The sequence below is a fragment of the Bartonella sp. AC10YNML genome, from assembly GCF_042196825.1.
Lineage (GTDB): Bacteria > Pseudomonadota > Alphaproteobacteria > Rhizobiales > Rhizobiaceae > Bartonella.
In genome coordinates, this window is the sequence record NZ_JBHIRA010000008.1 from 1 (window position 1) to 16,897 (window position 16,897).

Sequence of the window (16,897 nt, forward strand, 5' to 3'; positions counted from 1 at the left end):
CGATTTACACCATTAAACATTCGGAATCGGACGCCGGTGGCAGAATCTCTACCACAATTGCAAGAAAGGAACTTGATCTTTGTATTAATGATATCGGGGGAGTCCCACCAAAACCTCAAGATAGTATTGTGATCATCTCTCCTGAAAACAACAAAGCCCCCTCTTCTCAAGAGCAATTCGTGATCACAGATGTCCAAGCCTCTGAATCCGGTATGTATAAGCTTATCTTGCGAGAGCTAAAACAATGAGGAACCTTTGTCTTATGTGTTTCAAAATCAATAAGGCTGCCCAAGAGCTCGGATTACTGCTGCAAACCTTGGATTTGGAATAGCACTAAATCGGTAATTCCATGGTGCGCCGGTACGGTGACTGATGTGACATCCTTGGTATGTTATAGTTACTGATGCAATTCTTGCCCAAGTAGTCCTTTCATTATCTTCAGGGCTTTCAAACACAATAGCTTGATTTGTTACTAAAAGACGTCCTAAAATCGGAGTCTTTTCGCCAATATCGAGGGTAACGCGTTCTTGAACTCCCAATAGTTTTTCATTTTGTACTAAACGATAATCATATTCACTTGCGTCAAGTTCTTGAAACATGTCACATGCTTCCTCAAAATTAGAGGGAGGAATATCTGATTGCCACAGAGCAACTTCTTGCTCAAAGCTTTTTTCCTTTTTTGTCTCACGATAAGCAATAATAACAAAAATTAAAACGATAAGAATGGGTACTAATAACCATGGCGTAATAGTTACTGTTACCACAATGCCTCCAATCAGTAGAGCACAAAGGAGAACGATCTGTACCCTCTTTTCTAACCGTTTTTTTTTAAGTTCCGGCAACATTTTATTAATAACTGATAAATCAGAAGAAAGATGGATATGGGATGGAGGCATTAAAACCTGCTCTGAAACTTTTTCTTTAAAACGTTTGTTACGTTTATCTTGCCAATGAACAAAAATAGACAATGCAATAAATGCAAAGAAAATTAACCTGAACCATCCCCAAAAACCTAGACCATCATTTTCGTCTGACTTTTTATCTTGAACATGGATACTTTGCCTATCAATATTCTCAGGTAGTGCCTGTGTCACGCTTTCATTTTGAGTAGCAACATCTATTAATAAAGTAGAGGAGGAGGAAAAAATTTCATTATTGTATGCAACTTGATCTGGTTTGATTTTGTGAAAAAAAAACGCACCTAATATTGCAGAGCCGAGAAATAATAAGACTCCAATGCCAAGGGTTTTCAATCCATTTTTACGCCATTTTTTTATACACACTAAAACAAGTCCGACAACCATCACCGGTAACGACAACAAACATACGATCATCGCAATTGTGTCAAGTATGTCGAGCATTATTTTCCCCTCCACTATAAATAAAAAACTAAGCTGGAAAATCTAAAGTGAGTCGATAAATAAAGTAAATATGTGCTTATGATTTTTAGAAAAAAGTGATATTATTACAGGAGTATGAATAATCGAAACAGGAACCTAACGAACACTTTAAATACTAAGCGGACAAGCTACCAAGATAGTTTATTTTCGCACATTAAAGGCTTTGACCCATTGTATGTTACTCGCATATAGTGATCTTGTGGGTTTGGTTATGCTATAAAACACCTTCACAGAAAAACATAGCAACGGACTTACTACCGTGTTTTTCAGTGCTCGGCTCTTTCTAATTAAAGAGTCAATGCAAAACGTCTAAGTAGTAAGGAGTTCATCATGAATACTCTATAGAAATTAAAGAACAAACTATTGGCCAAGTAAACAGTTCAAACTGTTGACGCACGTGAATTATATTGCGTTTTTGGAAATAAAGTCTGAATTTAGAAAACGGTGGAAAAATAAAAGAATACCACATTACATTAGACATGGCTAAACGTCTTTCGATGATAGAGCATAATGACAAAGGGCATGAGGCACGTCAATACTTTATCAAATGTGAACGGCTTTTGAAACAAGTAGCAACACCGCAAATTGACTACTCCAAACCCGAAGCATTGCTTTGTGTCTTGAATCACTTACAAAATCAAATAGAATAGAAAGACCATGTTATTGCAGAATTAGCACCAAAAGCAGAAACACTTGATGATTTAAAACGCTCTGATGGTTTGTTTGGTTTGATAGAAGCAGCAAAGATATTAGAGGTACGACCTAAGGACTTAACTGATTACTTGCTTAAACATGATTGGGTGTATCGACGGGCTCCAGGGGCTCCTTTGTTACCTTATCAGGACAAGATCAAGAAAGGATTTATGGATTGTTCTGCTATTACCATTCAAAGACCGGATGGTACAGAAAAGGTGCTCCCTTCAACGAAAATCACATCCAGAGGATTAGCATGTTTAAGAGAGCAAATTCACGGAGGTGTGCAATGAATAGCAGTGTCGACTTCTTATGCGATTTGTGGATGGCATTGTTTCAGTTTTCCAATCATCACAGCATTGGAGATGAAAATTGTAATGCCATAGTTGAAGTTATGGAATTAATAGAAAAGGTTTTGATTTTAAAACTTCAAGATGAAGTGCCTAATATTACAAAGATTTTGGCAGCTCTTACAGATTTTGGCGATTCAGAGTTTCCTACAGTTATGTTGCCTTTATTGGGAGGTTACGAACCAGATCTAGAAAACCCCATTAAAAAGGTTGCTTAAGTACCTCCCTTCCCCATCTTTAAAGGTGGGGAGGTAGTCAAGATACTTCTTTAGGTAAGAACTCAAAATGAACGGATTTAAAACCAGTTAAGTCATAATCTGTAAGATCGGCAGTATCAACAAAGTTTTCTGCTTCTTCATCCGTCTTGAAAACGGGTATTTGTTTTAATTTAGAGGTTTTCATAAGAATTAGTTTTCTTTTAGTACATATAGACTTTTAAAAGATTCAAAGTTTAGAAGAAATATATCTATTTAAGCTCACACCATTTTCAGCGGCTTGTATTGCAAGTTTTCTATGGAGTTCTGGTGGTATTCTTAATTGAAACTTACCACTATATTTACCATGTGACAAAGGCACAGGAACTTCTTCTCCATTATGTTGCATGTCCTCAACAACTTCTGAAACAAGGTCCATAATACCTTTTAAAGCTTTCTCTGCTTGAGCATCTAACCATGAAAGGGATGGGAATTCTGCACACAATCCAACATATTCCTCATCTTCTTGCGACCACAAAACACGATATGTATAATGATTATTATTCATGTTTTATCCTTTCTATCGCTTGTAAGACTTGTTTAACCTGATAAGCTTTTGCTTTATTGCCAGAATCTTTTTGAATATTCACACGAGGATCACAAAGCCACGGTGTTTTAAAACAAAGTGGCTTGTACCATTGTTCCGTAGTTCTCCAAAGAAATAGACACATACAGCCAACAAATCTGAAAACTTGATGTTCTTTGGTGATGCTTTCATCAAGCTGATTATTTTTTCAACTTTATTGTTCATAACCAATAATAGTATCATTATTAATCCTAGTTAATCATTTTTAGAAATAGCGTCAACTACCAAGAGCCTTTTTGTAACTCGACACTGTTAAAAAACTCAATAATGGCGATTATGAAGCAATCCCAACCGAATTACAGAAATGGACCAAAGCAGGCGGTAAGCGTTTTGAAGGTCTCGCACACCGGCGCCGCGGCAGAAACAAGCTTATGGGCAAAAGGGGCTTATGTTTCCTCCAATTATCAAACAGTAGAAACGCAAGCACCAACGGGTGTTTTCAAAGCAGAAGCCCTTGCACCAGTCGTTGGTTCTTTTTCTGGGCTTGGAGGCTTATTAGCAGGCAATGGTCCAGTGCAATGGGCGCTCGCCACTATCATGGTCTTAGCCGCAGGTGCTGGTATTTTCTTTGTTGATAAACGCTTTCAGGAGCATCGTCTATGATCTTATGGATGAAAAGAAATCTGATGCTAACAGGCGCGGCTTTAGCCGCTTTTTTTATTGCCTTAGCAAGAGCCTTTACTCTTGGGAAAAAAACAGAACAACAAAAGCAAACAGAAAAAGCTTTAAAAGCAGCCACAACCCGTCTTGAGGTGGAAAGTGAAGTTAACAAAAAAGTGAAGCTGATGTGCGTGCTGCTCTCTCTGACTGGTTGCGCAACAAATAAATATGCTTCTTCTTGTGTTGGTTGGTTACCTATTTATTTAAGCCGGCAAGATCTGAACACCATTAGCTCAAACTTAGTAAGAGAGATCTTAAAGCACAATAATCTAGGTGAACGCTTGTGTGGATGGAAACATGATTAGAAAAAAATCCAAAAAACACACAGAGCTTACAGAAGCAGAAAAAGAAATGCTTCAATAAATCATCATCACCTATCAAAGTGTGAAAATGATGCTCGTTTGATGAAGTGGATAGCATTCATCCTCTTTTTGCTTATCCTTGATTTTTCACTTATTATGGATGCGATAGACAATATCTTTGCACATTATAAAACAGTGGCTAACCAAAAACTGAAAGCTTTACCCCCTCCCCGCTTTTAAAGCAAGGAAAGAGAGATTATATCGTAATCTATCCGCTAATCGCTTAAGTGTTTCTTAGACATCTGACGCGACAATAGACATAACAATTATCAAGCCCCTCCAGATATAAAAGACGCCCATTGTTCTAAGAGGACACGGCGCTATTCTAAAAAATCCGTCCGCATGTAAGCCTTTGTCACAGAATTCCCAACTGAATACGCAAGAACAGATTCTGCAACTTCAAATGGTGTTGACGTTGTCTCTGCTATACAGTCCCGCAGAATCGATCTGAAACCATGAAGTCTATAATTAAAACCTTTGTCTTTCATAAATTTAGAAAGTGCTACATCAGATATAGGCTTTCCAAAACTCTCAACAAATAAAAAACCATTTTTTTGCTTTTTCAATAATAACAAGCGCTTCAGCTGTAAGCGGGACATGAAAATCAGAAACCTTTCCAACAATTCTCTTCATATTTTCTTTTAGGATAATCCATATTGGTCCATAAATCTCTTCTGATCAAATATGCCTGATTGGCATAAAACAAAAAACCGTCAAAATAAGAATTTTTAAGGCTAGATGTGATACAAGCTCATCATTTTAAGATTGAAAAAACTTAGACATTTCTTTCCATAGCATTGCTGGAATATTTTGGGTATTTTGAATAACTTTCCTAATAAAGCTTTTGCTTTTGGTATCAATTACATATCCACATCTATACCAAGTGCCGCCGCATGTTTTATAGCTATATTCAAGCGGGATAGAGCTTTACTTGCTGTTTCGTTTTTTGTCTTCCAAATGGGAGAAATGCATCCTTTTATATCAATTTGCGTCAGTTCAATGATTAGCGTATCACCAAGTTTAAGAAAAACATGTAACTCAAGAGGTGTTAACCAGCTTGCTGCTTTTACTTCATTTTTCAATTCGTTTTTTTCGCTTCAAAAGTACTAGAGGCATTTTTTCGTAAAGAAATACCCACCTGCCCGACGCAAATTTTCTTTTTTTTTCGCCGAATTGGATCAATTCTTTGATCTAAAAGATCACGACAGGCTAAAGCTTTGAACAGTGCTTCTTTTAAAGATACATTGCGACAAGAGCCTAATCCCATTTCTCATCGTCTTTTATTGAGGTCAAACCTAAAAACCCATCATCCTTGATCTGGTGTAGTTTTGATAAGCCATAAACCAGCTCTGTCAGCATATTTGCCTTTAGATAGATTTTTACAGATAAGACAGACAGTCTATCACGTGTTTTTATTCTGCAAACCACCTTTTGAATTGCGCTTGAAGCACTTTCATCTGGTGCCAAGATTATATATAAAAAGCAATTTAATAAAAAAATAAAAACAATTAATTATTAAATAGAAAAAAGATAAACTGCGCTATCAGGTGATATTATAGAGAATTCTAAGGAAAAAAATTGGTGCACAAACGTGCACGCCGTCCACATCACTCTATATGAATTTTCTTTATTTTCTCATTACTTAGATAGTAAAAACTCTCTTTAAGTTTACTGTTTGCAATTCTATAACGATACTATGAATATGATAACTGTAATAATATGAAAGACGAAGCAATCCTTCTTGGCTAACAAATGTTTCAACCACACCTCGTAAACTAAAAATTTTTTATTCTTAACAGTTAAGAATCTGAGTAACTCTTCCTTACCTCCTCATCCTCACTTAAAGTCAATGCTCCCTTTTTTCACCATAAAATAGTGTTTACAATGCATACAATTTAAAAAAATAAAGACCCTATCAAAGAGATAGGACCTTTTAAATTTAAGCTCCTTTATCCTATAAAACTAGAATTTGTAAGCTATTCCTGCGCGAAAATCATTCGTCTTATACTTAACTTCAATCTCGTCTTTAAATTTCTTTTTACCAAAATCTGAGTAACGATATTCCGCACGTAAAACAAGATTATCTGTCATTGCAAAATCAACACCACCACCCAGAGTGTAACCAATCATCATTTTTGTAGCATCCGATGTCCTGTTAAAAAGCTCAGATCCCGTAATGACTGTCGACAAAACATCTTGAAATTGTCCATAAGCGACACCACCAGCAATATAAGGCATCACACGATGAGCAGAAAACCCAACACGCACCCTTGTGGCTCCAGTCCATTTTTGTTTAAAAGTATGATTAAAAGTTAAGCTATTCTTTTCTTCTGTAGTCTCTGTACCAGAGCGAGAAAAGCTAGGCCCCCGCCCTTTGTCAAACTGTGCCCTTTTATAACTTTCTTTCTTTTTACCATTTTCTTCAGTACCAGCATCAGTTCCAGTACCAGTATGAGTTCCTTCAGGACTCGAACCACCAGCACTCGATTCATCTGCATGAAATCTTGTTTTTGTGTCTTTTTTTTCCGTTAAAATGATATCCGTATCAATCCCCATAATAAAATTATTACCGAGATCAAAATTAACACCCGCATAAAAACCACCTATAAACCCAGAAAGATCTGGCATATGCTGTTTCTCGATGGGTATCCATGATTTACTTTTACTCTCCTCATCAGGATAGAGAGGAATATCAACATAAGGCGTTTTTGCAGAAATTTTACTTGAAAAGCCTCCAACTTGCCCCCCAAAATAAAAACCTGACCAAGAAAAAAGTGAAGAAGAAGAAACTTCTGAAGCAACATGTACAGACTCTTCAGGAACTACGACATCTGCAGCCTGTACTATAGAAGATGAAACCAAAGAAAAAACAGATGCTGTTATAAATTTTGTATTCATAAAATTATACCCCATTGCTAAATTTAAATATAATTAAAAATCACATTTAGAAAAACAAAGTTTTATAAAATTTTATACCAAAAAACCGCATGCACTCCTTTACATTTACATTTAAATATACCACTGCTAAATACATCATTACATCAAAATTGAATTTTATCAAATAAATTTTAATAACTATTAAAATATTATAATAATGAATACTTTAAATGACAAATCTTTAATAAAAATGTCTATTATATTTTTAAAAATGAGAAAATATAACACATTTTTTATCCAAATTACCGCATAAAAAATCATAAAATAGAATATTTCAAAGCATTTTTTCATGAAAAAATTCTGAAATGATGTAATTATTGTTAGCACATTGATATTTAATTAAAAATATTATAAATATAAAATAGTATAAAAATACCTCTATATGCTTACATATAAGTAGATTCTATGTATATAAAAAACTACATCTATCTTACACTGAAATCATACTACTACTTTTAAAGTATGAGATTATTAACAGGCGCAATATCTTTATCTTTCTAGAGATTATCTCAAAAAAGTCCTCAATCACTTTATTTAAAAATTGCTCTTCCCCTACTGATTTCTATATTATCATCTGCTTTTATTGCAAAACGGTCTTTATTAGGAAAAGTTATAAAACATCCTTTCATACAAATTGTAATTGTTTGATGCGTATTTAAAGAAATTTTTAAAGGTACACTTCCTTCAACAATAATGAGAGAGTGTATCTTTAAATCAGTATTTTTCACTGTTGCAGCAAAAGCTGTTATGGTAAAAATACTTAATAGAATAACTGTAGTAAAAATATAAGTATATTTCAGCATTCTAAGATTCCTTCCTCAGCAAAACGCTTATATAGGCTAAATCGAAGAGCATTGGTTACATGAGAAGATGAGGTAATATTAGGCACATAAATAGCCAAATTAAAGGAAAAACTCTTACGATCAAATGCTGTAAAACTCACCTGTGGGATAGGATTTTTTAAAACGCCTTCTGTCGTAGAAGCAATCTCTAATAAAATTTCAGCAACATGCTCTGGAGCAACCTTAGATGATACAGTAACTGGTACATCAATTCGTCCTACTTTATTACGTCGTGTCCAATTACTAACGTTGTTATTAATAAGGCTTGAATTGGGAATAATAATCGTCTTACGCTGAATGGTCTCAAGTTCCGTTGCACGCACACTAATACGCTTAACAACGCCCCCTACTGATCCAGATTCTATATAGTCTCCTATTTTAAATGGTCTTCCAACTAAAATAATAAGTCCAGAGACAAAGTTTTGGACAATATTCTGTAAACCAAAACCTATACCAAGTGAAAGTCCTCCAGCAATAAGAGCGAAATTTCTAAGATCCAAACCTGCCATTGATAATCCGGTCAAAGCAGATACAACAACGCCTCCATAACTTATCACTGTTTTGATAGAATTACGTATACCAGAATCGAACTCTCCATGAACCAACACCACATTATCTAACCAACCAATAAATCTTCGAATAAGAAACCAGCAAACACAAAAAGAAATAATTCCTGTTACAAGAGAAATCAAAGAAAGACTAATATTTCCAATCTGAAAACCGGTCACCGATTGCCACAAAACTGCTTTTAAATCAGAATAGGAAAATCCAAACTGTACAGCAATGGGCATTGCACAAAATATAACAACAAATAAATTGAGAAAAACGCCCACAAAAATTCCCAATTGATTCATTGTTTTTTCTTCTAAATGAAACCTCTGCATCAAAAGATGACCAACCGTTGTTTTCATAAATTGGTCTTTAGTTCCAAGTGCTTGAGCACTTTGTATTCCTAAATACATGAGAACTAAAAATGCTCCATCAATCATAATTTGCTGCGTAATAAAACGCGCAAGTCCAACATAACCTAAAAAATTCAATACAAAGAGCAGTAACCCCAAGCCAATAAGAGGAATGCGTATATAAAATGGCCAAAAGTATGGCTCTTTTTTTTCTTCTTGAACACGCCTAGGTCTAAACCGCAAAGGTACAAATGATATTATAAATAGCAAAATCGCTACAAGAAAAACAGCAATAAAACTTTTAGCAATTGTCAAAGATAGAGGCGCTGAAATGATTTGATAAATACTATCAAGAACAGCGTCAAATGCCAAAATACCCCCTAAAGAAGTGAGTAAAATCACTAATTGATAAGCAGACGATGGTGCAATACTGAGAAGACGCACATGGGGCCGATTCGATGATAGAAGAACAACAGCTAATCGATTGATTAAAAATAATAAAATAATTTGACAACCTATCATATCAAAAACTGTTGTAAGCTTACCTGGATCTAAGTTAAAACTACGAAACAAAAACAACACAAGGTAAACGCAAAGAATACAGATAAGTGAAGGTAAAAGAACTGAAATAAAGGCGATCAATAAGCGTTGTAAATAAGATATTTCCTCATTAGACTTCGTAAAGTGGCAATACACATGAACAAGAACTTTTTGAGAAAAATACGAAAGTCCTAAAGTAATAAAAAGTGGAATTAAAAAGCAAAGAACTAGTTGTAAAAACTTGAAGTAAAATATAAAATTCCACCAAGAATTTAACAAAACAAGAAAATCTGATGAAGCCTCTTTTGTTTTTTGGGCGAGATGTTTAACCATCGGAATCGAAAACTCAAGCCTATACGTAAGCGTGCGTTTAAAAAGCTCCCGAGATTGAGAAATAGAAAGTTCCGCTATTCTATTTGCCGCTAAGAAAATTGCTTCAAAACGAAGCATGATACTGTTAATTTTAGCTTTTTGCTCTATCAAATAGGAATATTCCTTCACTGAGCTTTTCAGTTTTTTTATGTCACGATGGAGCTCCATTAATTGATCAAGAAGTGTATTAATCTCATTAAGAGGAGGACGCAAAACAAATGCTGCCTCAATAGCACGTTCACTGATATCTTGTGCACGTAACCGTAATTCTTCTAAAGCACGCTCATCTTCTGGCTTTCTGTCAAAATCTCTTTTTAAAGTTTCAGTATTTTCTTCAAGAGTCTCAATAATCAACTGTTGTTGTTTAATAATTTCATCAACTGAATAAGAAGCTATCGTTTGTTCGACAATTGTATTTTGTGCCCCCCTATTCCCCCATGCACCAGAATTAAATACAAAGATAATCCCCAAAAGAAGGAAAAGTATGAGGATGCTTTTTCTACAAAATGAATACATATCTACCTTATTAATACAAAAGGGATTTTATTTTTCTTTTTTAAATATGGTATAAAGTAGATATTTTCAACTTTTATAGAATAATCTTATAAAAGCTTTCCCTTATCCTATAATACTGATAATAAGATAAAAGAATGATAAATAAGCTGAACTCAATAAGATTAAAGAAGGCACTCTAGCATGTTTTTTTTGCACCTTTATTGCAAAAAAGAAGATTTTCTTCCTTTGACAACCTGGATTTTTCTATCCAGTTTAGGTGTATTCTTGACGAACAACCTAGAAACGCGTGCTTATTTAATCAAACAATCGCACACCAATAATGTCATTAAAACGAATAGATTTGATTTACATCATAAGTGTGATCAGGTGAATGTTACCACAACTGAAAACAAAAAACTTGTAATACTCCATACAGAATCTATTTTTATCAGGACCTTTCAAAAAATCCTAACATTGGATTTCTTTTTAATAAAGATTCCGGCTGTTGACACACGATTTCGTAACGTTAAAACACAATATTTCTCAAATAAACGCGCTCCTCCCAATGAACACACTTAATTCTCTTCCTTGAATATAAAAACGATCATCTTATTTTAATTGTGCTTTTAACTTTGAATAACTGTTAGATTGCCTATTTACGGAATATATCATGCGTACACCTGGTTGGTTAACTACCCTTTATTGTTTTATTCTTTTAAGCAGCATTTATGTTGCCTTACCCAATTTATTTTCACACGAACAAGTTAACAACTCGAAATTTTTACCCAATACCCGTGTGGCACTTGGTCTTGATCTTCAAGGAGGCTCTTCTCTTCTGCTCGAGGTTGATAGCAAAACGTTAAAACGCGATCAATTACACATCGTTTTAAGCAATGTGCGCAATGTATTGCGTGAAAAACAAATCCGCACCTCAAGTGTGCGTATCGTTGAAGATAGCGTTATTGCCCTTATTTCTGACCCATCGCAAACTGAAAAAGCACTCTCTGCTTTGAAAACATTAATAACCCCCATACACAGTAGCTTTGGCACAACAGAACATAACATCACGATCAGTACTCAAAATGAAACTCTCCGCGTCACATTAACAGAAGCTGGTATAAAAGACCGTATAAGCAATGCTATTGAACAAAGCTTAGAAATCATCCGGCGCCGTATAGATCAAGTTGGTGTTTCAGAACCAGCCATCCAAAAGGTCGGAAATGACCGTATTATGGTCCAATTGCCTGGACTACAAGATCCAAAACAATTACGTGATCTTTTAGGAACAACTGCCAAAATGAGTTTTCATCTTGTTCCTTCTAACGTGGATCCCAATAATCCACCGATAGGTGTTTCAATTCTTCCTGGATATACTGATGAAACGCAACGCTATGCAATTTATGATCAAATTGCTTTAGATGGAAATGTCCTGAAAGATGCCCGTGCTGGTTTTGATCCACAATTGCCAGGACGTTCTATGATTTCATTTACTCTAGATTCGGCTGGTGCAAAAATATTTGCCGATATAACACGACAAAATATTAACCGTCCTTTTGCCATTGTTCTTGATAATAAGGTTTTAACCGCTCCTACCATCAATAGTGTTATTCCCAATGGACAAGGTCAAATTACAGGAAACTTTGACCCCAAAGAAGCCTCAACTCTGGCTGCTCTGCTCCGCGCTGGTTCCCTCCCCGCACCACTCACCGTCATTGAAGAAAGAACCGTAGGTCCAAATCTTGGTGCTGATGCCATCCAAATGGGGCTTTATACCGGCATAATTGGCTTTATTCTCGTTGCAATTTTTATTTTTCTTCTCTACCGCATTTGGGGACTCATTGCGAATATAGCACTAGCCCTCCATACGATTTTAACATTTGCTGCACTAAGTCTCCTTGGAGCTACGCTTACGCTGCCCGGTATTGCTGGTATTATCTTAGGCATCGGTATAGCCGTTGATGCCAATATTCTCATCAATGAACGTATTCGCGAAGAAAGTCGAAAAGGCGTGAGTGCTTTTGCAGCTCTAGATCGTGGATTTAAACAAGCTTTTGCAACCATTGTTGATGCAAATGTTACAGCCATTATAGCCACTGTTTTACTATTTTGGTTTGGCACAGGCCCAGTTCGTGGTTTTGCTGTAACAATGTTGCTTGGTATTATCATCTCCATGTTTACAAATATCACCATTGTGCGCATCATCATGATTTGGATCGTTCGTAAATGGAAAATTAAAAAACTGCATATTCATTCTGCTTTCAACATCATGCCACAAAACACAACTTTCCACTTTATGAAAGCACGTTTCATTGGTATTGGCGTCTCAATTGTTTTATCAATAGCTTCAGTTTTTCTCTTTTTTAAGCCTGGCTTAAATTTCGGAATTGATTTCATTGGCGGCAGCCAAATGAGTATTACCACGAAAGGACCAGCAGATCTAGCAACCCTGCGTTCCAAGCTTTCTACTCTTAATATTGGTGAAGTTACCTTGCAAAATATTGATAACGAAAATACCGTATTAATTCGCATGCAGAAACAAAGCGGTGGCGAAGCACAACAAACCACCGCCATTGATAAGGTCAAAACAGCTGTACAAAATATCTATCCCGATACCACATTCGATCAAATAGAAGTTGTTGGTCCAAAAATTTCAGGCGAGCTTGCCACAGCTGCTTTTACTGCTGTTATTCTTGCGGCTATTGCCATGTCTCTCTATATATGGTTACGCTTTGAGTGGTTCTTTGCCATTGGAGCCATTGTCACACTCATTCTAGACACCACAAAAATGATTGGCTTTTTTGCTTTATTTCAATTTGATTTTAATTTAACAGCCATTGCTGCGCTCTTAACAATTGTTGGATATTCTATAAATGATAAAGTTGTCGTCTATGATAGGATGCGCGAAAATATGCGTCTTTTTAAAAAAATGCCGTTGCGTGAGCTGATTGATCTGTCAATTAATCAGGTTCTTGTACGTTGTTTTTTTACATCAGCCACAACAATTCTTGCGATGCTCCCCATGGCGATATGGGGTGGAAGTGCTGTTCATAATTTTGCATTACCCATGGTCTTTGGGATTATTATTGCAACATCATCCTCTATCTTTATTGCTGCTCCTATTTTGCTCCTGCTAGGAAATTGGTGGCGTGAGCGAAATAATCGTGCAAATATCAAAGTGAAATAAAAATGCCCTTTAATGCGTATGGTACATCTCGCCTCTCTTCTCATAGAAATATAGTCGTTTTCATTCATTCGCTTTTTGATCAAGAGTAGTAAATAATCCATGCTCCACGACACACCACTTATCACAACTATTGTTGCAGGCTTATGTTTAGCATTTCTCTTGGGAATGATTGCTAGCCGTTTACGTATTTCACCCCTTGTAGGCTATTTGTTAGCTGGTGTTATTGTGGGACCCAATACAGGCGGATTTAAAATAGATTCCGTCATCATTAATCAACTTGCTGAAATTGGTATTATTTTGTTGATGTTTGGTGTTGGGCTCCACTTTTCATTAAAAGACCTTTTATCTGTCAAAGCTATTGCTGTCCCCGCTGCTATTGCACAAATGGCATTTTCTACTTTTCTAGGTTTGTGCCTTGGTCTGATTATGGGATGGGGCTTTAGTGGTAGTTTGATCTTCGGTCTTGCTTTATCCATAGCAAGTACCGTTATCCTGCTACGTGCTTTGCAAGAGCGTCATCTTATTGAAACAGAAAAAGGACGCATTGCCGTTGGATGGTTGATTATTGAGGATTTAGCAATGGTCCTTATACTTGTCCTCATCCCTTCCTTGGCAAGTGCCCTCAGCAATACAAAAAAAGAAGCGTTGGATCCTCTTGTTCAATGGTTAGATTTAAGTATTTGGGGTATTTTTGGTCTCACCATCCTGAAAGTGATTGTATTTATCGCACTTATGCTTGTCATTGGGCGACGCGTTATCCCATGGCTTTTAAAAATGAGCGCACAATCGGGATCACGTGAATTATTTCGTCTTAGCGTCTTTGCTATTGCATTAGGAGTAGCTTTCGGAGCCGCTCATTTATTTGGAGTTTCTCTTTCTCTTGGTGCTTTTTTTGCTGGTATGGTCATGAGCGAATCAGAATTAAGCCACCGTGCTGCGGAAGAATCTTTACCACTGCGCGATGCTTTTTCTGTTCTCTTTTTTGTTTCTGTAGGTATGTTATTTGACCCAGAGAAACTCTTGACTCATTTTTTCCCACTCTTAGCAACCTTATTCATTATCGTAATCGGAAAATCTGCTGTTACCTTTTTCATCGTTAAGGCTTTTCGCTATTCTAATGCAACAGCTTTGACTATTTCTGCAAGCCTTGCCCAAATCGGAGAATTTTCCTTTATCCTTGCTGGTTTAAGTTTAAGCTTAGGACTTTTAAACAATGACGCTCATGATTTAATTCTTGGAGGAGCAATTTTTTCTATTTTGCTCAACCCTCTTGTTTTCATTGCCTGTAATAAAATTAAAAAACGTCTAGAAAAAAATTCTGTATCCTCACAAAATACCCAAACAATTATTGATATTGATCCACAAGATCCTGACCAAGATTTTTTACCGATGACCTTAAAAAATAACCATATCGTAATTATTGGCTATGGTCGTATCGGTAAGTATGTTGCATTATCTTTAATGAATAGAGGTGAACCTATAGTGATCGTAGAAGAATCAAAACGCCTCTCTGATAAAGCGATTGCAGATGGCTTTGAGGCTATTTGTGGCAATATCATTCAACAAGAAATAATAAACGCAGCAAATATAAATAATGCACATAAAGTTGTTATTACAATGCGAAGTACCATTGAAGTAGGAGAATGTATCGTGAATATCCGTGATATGAAGAAAGATATCCAGATAATCACACATGCATTATCCGATACAGAAACAACATATCTCATTGATTTAGGTGCTGATGTTGTAGTAACAGATGATGAAGAAATTGCCAATGGCATTATAGAGTATATAACAGAACGAAGATCTGTAAGGAATATGCTCAATCATGAAAATTTACAGAAAACATAAAATGGATACAGAATCGTGAAAATAAAGCAATTTATATGGCCATTGATTGGTATCTTAGCAATGCTGGTATCTATTCGAATTCTTTACATGAAGCTCTCTGCCATTTCATTTGGAGATGTATTGGAGCGTTTGAACAATTTAAATGCACAGCACTGGTTATTAGCCTGTTTATGTTCTCTCCTAGCTTATGCTGCTCTTGCTGGATATGATCGAATTGCCTTGCAACATCTAGGCCATAAAATTTCTTGGATTTTTATCGCTATATGTTCATTTACAACCTACGCTCTTTCACACAATATCGGTGCTTCAGTTTTTTCTGGTGCCGTTGTACGCTATCGCGCCTATAAAATGAAAGGATTAAACGGAACAGAAATCGCAATATTAGTAGGTTTTTGCTCTTTTACTTTTGTAATCGGCACAATCTTGCTTTTGGGAATCGTTTTGGTGCTGCAACCCGAAATTATCACCCTCATTCATAAAGAACTTCCTGAATGGCTCGGAACAACGGCTGGAGCAATTTTACTCAGCTGTATAGCACTTTATACGTTTGGCAGCTGGCTTCAGTTAAAACCCTTACGCTTAGGTAAGAAAATTCAACTTTCCTATCCACGGCTGAAAATTGTTATTCAACAGCTTCTCATTAGCCCTCTAGAGCTTTTAGGAGCAGCAGGAATTATATATGCTGTTCTCCCACATAACGCAGATATTCATTTTATCTCTGTTCTTGGTGTTTTTCTAGCATCTTTTACGATAACTCTTCTCTCTAATGCTCCAGCAGGAGGAGTAGGAGTTCTTGAAGCTCTCTTCATAACAGGCATGCCCAATATAAATCCAACTGATGTTATTGCAGCGCTTATTGTCTTTAGAATGTTTTATTTGATTATACCGCTCATCCTTTCATTATTTGTGGTCGTCATTTTTGAGGCGCGACAATATTGGAAAAGAGCCCCCAAAACACCACCGGAATAAATAAAAGGCTATCAATGACTTCTTTTTTGTGTACCTATAAAAGAACAAAACACCACCGTGTTGCCAGTTTACATATCTTTTTTAAGAAACCTCTCTCAACGCTCTTCTCCATTACACAACAATACCCGTAAATGGTATAATAGTAAAGCTATTGTTGCACCATCAACTTTATACTTAATAAAAGATCAAGCCTGCACCATTATACTATTTTTCCAATGTTATGATAACTTTTAGCACTTAAGAACATTAATAAGAATTATTTTTATGCTTTTCTTCAATAGTCTTTATCCACACGTTAATCCCATTTATAATCCCATTTATGATGTACAAATGAAGTTTATGATAGTAAAGTTTTTTCAAACAAAGAATAATCAATTCTTTATAAATCAATATATTATAATGAATCTAAGTAGCTTTCTTAATATTTATATTTTTAGAGGTTTAGCTAACGGAAAGGCAGCATAGCGTAACCACACAGCTTAATATTTTAAAACTTTAAG

General features: G+C 35.9%; 15 protein-coding genes and 4 pseudogenes. 10 read left to right on the forward strand and 9 right to left on the reverse strand.

All coding sequences use genetic code 11. The features are described 5' to 3' along the window. A partial coding sequence (locus ACFINA_RS05455) for a hypothetical protein (RefSeq protein ID WP_375615202.1) occupies positions 1-248 on the forward strand: 248 nt, incomplete at its 5' end. Between the two features lie 27 nt (positions 249-275). On the opposite strand, the gene ACFINA_RS05460 is transcribed toward ACFINA_RS05455, so the two are convergent. Beyond that, the gene (locus tag ACFINA_RS05460; protein ID WP_375615203.1) at positions 276-1,361 is read right to left on the reverse strand and encodes a hypothetical protein; all 1,086 of its coding nucleotides are present in this window, start codon (positions 1,359-1,361) and stop codon (positions 276-278) included. Between the two features lie 470 nt (positions 1,362-1,831). On the opposite strand from ACFINA_RS05460, the pseudogene ACFINA_RS05465 reads away from it, so the two are divergent. Then, a pseudogene (locus ACFINA_RS05465) lies at positions 1,832-2,386 on the forward strand (phage antirepressor KilAC domain-containing protein); the annotation flags it as partial. Continuing rightward, positions 2,383-2,661, forward strand: a complete 279-nt coding sequence (locus ACFINA_RS05470) for a hypothetical protein (RefSeq protein WP_375615204.1) — start codon at positions 2,383-2,385, stop codon at positions 2,659-2,661. The pseudogene ACFINA_RS05465 and the gene ACFINA_RS05470, both read left to right, overlap by 4 nt. Positions 2,662-2,698: 37 nt before the next feature. Here the strand turns inward: ACFINA_RS05470 and ACFINA_RS05475 are convergent, their stop codons facing one another. Beyond that, positions 2,699-2,845, reverse strand: a complete 147-nt coding sequence (locus ACFINA_RS05475; protein ID WP_375615205.1) for a CopG family antitoxin — start codon at positions 2,843-2,845, stop codon at positions 2,699-2,701. 42 nt (positions 2,846-2,887) lie between these two features. Further along, positions 2,888-3,205: a type II toxin-antitoxin system HicB family antitoxin gene (locus ACFINA_RS05480; protein ID WP_004856761.1), complete on the reverse strand. Its 318-nt coding sequence runs from the start codon at positions 3,203-3,205 to the stop codon at positions 2,888-2,890. A 312-nt stretch (positions 3,206-3,517) separates the two neighbouring features. Between ACFINA_RS05480 and ACFINA_RS05485 the strand changes: the two are divergent. From ACFINA_RS05485 to ACFINA_RS05495, 3 pseudogenes are all read left to right on the forward strand, one after another. Then, positions 3,518-3,886 (forward strand): annotated as a pseudogene (locus ACFINA_RS05485) (lysozyme); the annotation flags it as partial. Beyond that, positions 3,883-4,109: pseudogene (locus ACFINA_RS05490) on the forward strand (hypothetical protein). The pseudogenes ACFINA_RS05485 and ACFINA_RS05490, both read left to right, overlap by 4 nt. 131 nt (positions 4,110-4,240) lie before the next feature. Beyond that, positions 4,241-4,459, forward strand: a pseudogene (locus ACFINA_RS05495) (hypothetical protein). A gap of 166 nt (positions 4,460-4,625) precedes the next feature. Here the strand turns inward: ACFINA_RS05495 and ACFINA_RS05500 are convergent. The 6 genes from ACFINA_RS05500 to ACFINA_RS05525 all read right to left on the reverse strand — a co-directional run bounded on the left by ACFINA_RS05500 (position 4,626) and on the right by ACFINA_RS05525 (position 10,414). Further along, positions 4,626-4,904, reverse strand: a complete 279-nt coding sequence (locus tag ACFINA_RS05500) for a hypothetical protein (RefSeq protein WP_375615206.1) — start codon at positions 4,902-4,904, stop codon at positions 4,626-4,628. A 261-nt stretch (positions 4,905-5,165) separates the two neighbouring features. Further along, the gene (locus tag ACFINA_RS05505) at positions 5,166-5,387 is read right to left on the reverse strand and encodes a phage integrase central domain-containing protein (protein WP_375615207.1); all 222 of its coding nucleotides are present in this window, start codon (positions 5,385-5,387) and stop codon (positions 5,166-5,168) included. Then, a complete protein-coding gene (locus tag ACFINA_RS05510) occupies positions 5,384-5,572 on the reverse strand; it encodes a hypothetical protein (protein ID WP_375615208.1) in 189 nt (62 codons plus the stop codon). Before ACFINA_RS05510 ends, ACFINA_RS05505 begins: the two co-directional genes overlap by 4 nt. 695 nt (positions 5,573-6,267) lie before the next feature. Then, a complete protein-coding gene (locus ACFINA_RS05515) occupies positions 6,268-7,203 on the reverse strand; it encodes an outer membrane protein (protein ID WP_375615209.1) in 936 nt (311 codons plus the stop codon). A gap of 569 nt (positions 7,204-7,772) precedes the next feature. After that, positions 7,773-8,045, reverse strand: coding sequence for a hypothetical protein (locus ACFINA_RS05520; protein ID WP_375607180.1), 273 nt, complete (start codon positions 8,043-8,045; stop codon positions 7,773-7,775). Further along, positions 8,039-10,414: a mechanosensitive ion channel domain-containing protein gene (locus ACFINA_RS05525; RefSeq protein ID WP_375607181.1), complete on the reverse strand. Its 2,376-nt coding sequence runs from the start codon at positions 10,412-10,414 to the stop codon at positions 8,039-8,041. The genes ACFINA_RS05520 and ACFINA_RS05525 overlap by 7 nt, the downstream gene beginning before the upstream one ends. A 180-nt stretch (positions 10,415-10,594) precedes the next feature. Here ACFINA_RS05525 and ACFINA_RS05530 point away from each other — a divergent pair, with 180 nt between their 5' ends. The 4 genes from ACFINA_RS05530 to ACFINA_RS05545 all read left to right on the forward strand — a co-directional run bounded on the left by ACFINA_RS05530 (position 10,595) and on the right by ACFINA_RS05545 (position 16,397). Further along, complete coding sequence (locus ACFINA_RS05530) at positions 10,595-10,972, forward strand: hypothetical protein (RefSeq protein ID WP_375615210.1); 378 nt, start codon at positions 10,595-10,597, stop codon at positions 10,970-10,972. 91 nt (positions 10,973-11,063) lie between these two features. Next, the gene (gene secD, locus ACFINA_RS05535) at positions 11,064-13,577 is read left to right on the forward strand and encodes a protein translocase subunit SecD (RefSeq protein ID WP_375607183.1); all 2,514 of its coding nucleotides are present in this window, start codon (positions 11,064-11,066) and stop codon (positions 13,575-13,577) included. Between the two features lie 99 nt (positions 13,578-13,676). Beyond that, positions 13,677-15,428, forward strand: a complete 1,752-nt coding sequence (ybaL, locus tag ACFINA_RS05540) for a YbaL family putative K(+) efflux transporter (protein WP_375607184.1) — start codon at positions 13,677-13,679, stop codon at positions 15,426-15,428. A 15-nt stretch (positions 15,429-15,443) separates the two neighbouring features. Then, the gene (locus tag ACFINA_RS05545) at positions 15,444-16,397 is read left to right on the forward strand and encodes a YbhN family protein (RefSeq protein WP_375607185.1); all 954 of its coding nucleotides are present in this window, start codon (positions 15,444-15,446) and stop codon (positions 16,395-16,397) included. Positions 16,398-16,897 lie beyond the last annotated feature (500 nt).